We start from the raw sequence: 4,571 nt of genomic DNA on the forward strand, positions 1-4,571 counted from the left end.
TATCCTATTCTGGATTACCTCAATTGTTGCTGATTTGTTTATTGGATACGGTGTTGTTTATTTAGAGATATAGAAGGTACAATATACAACGGGGGGCAGATTGGTGTATAAGTATTTTTCTGTTGTGCTTTTATTTATCTCGGTACTTTCAGGTGCCTTTGCAATACCCAGCTACATCGATCCGGCCGGATACCCTTATCCATGGCCAGATAATCCCAGTCCTGCACTGGCCAGCTATGAATTCAACAGCCTTTCAGATCTAGCCGATTACTACCCGACAGGTTCCTGGAGCGTTGCCGGAGGTATCCTCTCGATAACCGGCTCCGGTGAGCGCAGAGCGATACTGGATGGTGATGAAGGCTGGGACGATTACGTTGTGAGGAGCTTTGGCAGAATCACCGGCGGGATTCAGTCCGGCGGTTCCGGTTATGCGATATATGTCAGGGTTACAGGTACTGCCAGGAACATAAACGCCTACGCTTTTCAGGTCGATCCAGGACTCGGAAATAGATTTGCATTGAGAAAGGTCACAGATGGTAGAGAGTCCGGTGTTCTGGTCTGGGGAGCCCCGGCCGCAGATTTCGACTGGTTGGAATGGCATGAAGTAACCATAGTGGCAAGGGAAAATTCATTCACTATGTATGTCGATGGAATTGAGGTTTTAAGATACACCGACAATGACAACCCTTTCATGAACGGTAGAGTCGGTCTCAGGTCCTGGGGACCAACACAGGTCGAATTTGACTATGTTCGAGTGAATGAAAGCGGTTCGGCAACTAGCGAGTGGATCCCGTACACTTATTCGAGAGGACCGATCTACGATGCTTCAGGCAACAGCGACAACTCCAATGGTGGAACCAGTCCCAGGCAGGAAGGAGATTTTGTCAGTTCTCAGAATTTGCCTTCGATACAGTTCTTCGCCGACTGCGACAATCTCATGTTCAGAATGGTGCTTGCCAGTAACCCTCTACAACTAACCGGTTCAGGGGCTCCCTATAAATCTTCTACATGGAATATACTAATAGATATTGACGGCGACGGTTATAGAGACTTCGCAATTGAACTCGACGGAACCGATCAAGGAGTTGCACCTGACGATATAAAGGTATATTTCAGCACAATCAAAGATCAGTATCTCTATGATAGCGATTTGATCTGGAAACAAGATAGCGCCAGGCACTTGACCAGCCCGACTGACGCCGACGGTGAACCCGGTAGACCGGCAGACTGGGACCGCGACCCCTCGCCTTTGGTACGGGATTTTGGAAGAACCAGAGTTATCGAGTACGTTGATCCCTCGCTAGGTACTGTTTATCTTCTGGATATCCAGGTGCCACTGGCAGCTCTAGACGCTACTTCCAGAGGCGGCCCGAAACTCACTACCGACGATATCTTTCAGCTTGCGTTCACTACCAGCTCGAACACAAACAATCCAATACAGAAGGATCTCGCCTTTCAAGGGACTTATAGTATGGCTCTTAACAAGCCTATCCCCTTTGGAGACCTTGTGAATTCATGTGGACATATTTCGCAGATTCCTCTGACATCGAGTATCAGCGTTTCCGGTTGCGGTCCTTCCATGATCGAGGCTTTTGTGCTCGACTCGCATACCGCCGTCTCAGGAGTAATACGTTCGACGGTAACAAGCGTTAAGTTCTACTATTATTTTGACTATAACGGTAATGGAGTTGCCGACGACGGGTTCGAGTGGGTCTTGATCGGAGACGCAACGGCCGTGGACCAGTTCAACCCCTGGAGGTTCCAGTGGAATAATTCTCAGGTGCCTCAGGGAGACTACATAATTAAGGCAGTAGTGAGAGACAATCAAGGCAACACAATGGACTCCTATGTGCAGTACAATAGCGGCGAACTCAGAAAAGTAGCACTCTTGGAAAATACTTGTAGCAGTATCTCGCTGACAGTCTCCGGAAAAGCCTTTGAAGACCGAGGAGACAATGGTGGGCCTTTTGTTTCGGGTGTCGATCTGCCAAAGACTAACGTTAGGGTGAGAATTTACAGAGAGGCCGACGGTAACGATGTGATCAGTAACGGCGACGTGTTTGTCGCAGAGACTAATACCGATGCCAATGGCAACTACTCTTTCGGACCTTTGCCTCAATATAGATACTACGTCGTTGTGGATTCGAAGAGCGTCGCTCCGACAGCACTCAATCCCGGATTTCCACCTGCGACTCCCTGGGCCGAACAGACCTTCAAACGCGAGTTCAAAGACGGTGCTTACAATGATGTACAGGCCTTTGGCGGTTTAGATCCCTCAATCTCAGACAGATTCGCGACCTGGAGTAAGGCCATCAGCCAGAGCACCTTTCAGCATTTGTCTGTAGTTGACCTTTCGGGAAGTGCGCAAGCCGTAAGCGGGATCGATCATGGCTTCTCGTTCAACGTGATAGTCAACACGAACGACACGGGAGATAACGGCTTCAGAGTTGCCGGTAATCAGGGAACGCTGCGGCAGTTTGTGCTGAACTCCAATGCAATTGCCGGAGCCAATGCTGCGAGATTTGTCATGCAGACTCCTCAAAATTCATCTTCAGGTAGCAATAGTTGGTGGACAATACAGCCTATGTCAGCCTTACCGGACATTACCGACATCCAGACAACTATTGACGGTACTGTATACACTGTGCAGGGGAACATCATAAACAGTAACGGCTCAAACTTTGGGGGCGGTCTTGCCGGAGTCGATAAAATTGCCATACCCCCACTCAACGGCAAAGAGATCGAGATAGACTCTAACGGTCTAGAGTATGTCCTGAGAACTTCGGCAACCGCGCAAGGCTTCTCGTTGAAGAACATCGCTTTCTTTAACGGTGGTGGCACTATCGGCGACGTTACCGCCCCGGTAGTCATCAACGGCCAGAACTTCAATCTTGATAATATTGTGAGCGGGGCAAGAGCCGATGGATCTAGACCTGAAGATAGCAGTCTAAACAGAAGATACGGTCTGGTTATCAACGCGAGCGGAACTCTAAAAGACTCGTATATCGCTTACAACGGCTCCGGTCTTCTGCTGACTGGAAATACCATAGATGTAAACAGGATAATTGTACTGGACAACGGCATCGGTCCTTCGGGAACCGACGGAAATGGCGTTTCGATAGTCTCTCCGGCGATTTCAGTTACTTTAAGGAACTCTATCGTAGAATCGAATGGCGGAAGCCACGCCGGCGTGACTCACGGAAACGGTGTCTATACACAGGGAGACAAACTGACGCTTCTGGAGAATACAACGATCGTCGATTCAACCGCTTCGGCCATATCGCTCAACGAATCTGTGGGAGCAGTTATAAGAAAGTCAATCGTCAACGGCTCTCTTAGCGGTCCCGGTATAAGGGTTAGCAGCGATTCAAGTTACGGCGACTTTTCGCTAAACTCTTTTGGTGATAATCGCGGTCTTGCGATTGATCTTCTCAGATCACCATCTTCAGACATAATTGAGGGTGTGAATCCCAACGACGGGCTTCTCAATGCAAACTATGGCAATATGGGAGTCGATCACCCTGTAATAGCTCTGGCAACGCGAAGCGGGAGCGCTCTGTCTATTCAGGGATTTGTCGGTCAGAACACTCCCAGCGCAGTCTTTGCCGGTTCTGTCGTTGAAATATACTCTGCAAGAGCAGGGGACGGAGACTCTTATTCGGGAGAGGACTACGGTGAAGGAATAAAGTATATCGGGTCACTCATAGTAGATTCTCAGGGAAACTTCGAGGGCAATGTCTCCCCTGTCTCCGAGGACACAAAGGTCATAACAGCTATAACCCGTTACGAAAGCTTCAGTAACGTTCTCGGCATTCCTGCTTACGCCACTTCCGAGTTCGGTCCGAATAAATCAGTTGGTTCGGGTCTGAAGATCAGCGGTTACGTCTATGAAGATCTCAATTTCAACAGGACCCGCGACTATGCCGAACCCGGTATTGCGGGAGTCAGGCTGAAGCTCTGGAAGTTTGATGGAAGCGGCTGGACTTTCCAGTCTTACACTCAGACGGACAATGAAGGTTTTTATAGCTTCGATGTTTCACAGGGAACTTACAGAGTTGTGGAAGACGCCCAGAATCTCTTCAATTCATCAACTGAAGGATCTGATCCTGTTGGATACATATCCACGACTCCGAACTGGGTTGAAGTGATAGTAGATACAGTAAACAAAACGGCCGATTTCGGTGATTTCAGAGGTTTTATTGTGAAAGGCTTTATCTTCGATGACTCCGGTGCAGGCGTCATCTCTCAGGCCAATAATGCTACAAGAGATCCGGGAGAGGCGCAAATACCGGGAGTGCTGGTTACACTGACAAACGGGTCGGATAAATATACAAGATACACAGACCAGGACGGTCTTTACAGATTCTTCGTCTCCGGAGATCCTGTCTATCCAATTGTAATAAGAGAGACGGATCTTCCGGCGTATACATCAACGGGCGACCATGATAGCGGCGGGTCTGCCCCTCTTGATGAGAGGAATACTATAACGATAAATTCAAATGTTGATTCTTTTGCCTTCTACAATTTCGCAGATGTGAAGAGATTGCTCATCGAAGGTATAAACACCGTTT

1 protein-coding gene is annotated in these 4,571 nt (G+C 48.6%); it reads left to right on the forward strand.

Going from position 1 to position 4,571, the window contains the following annotated elements:
• Positions 1–124 precede the first annotated feature (124 nt).
• A partial coding sequence (locus PKX57_RS11325) for an SdrD B-like domain-containing protein (RefSeq protein ID WP_472417396.1) occupies positions 125–4,571 on the forward strand: 4,447 nt, incomplete at its 3' end.

Source organism: Mesotoga sp. (assembly GCF_035363035.1).
GTDB lineage: Bacteria > Thermotogota > Thermotogae > Petrotogales > Kosmotogaceae > Mesotoga.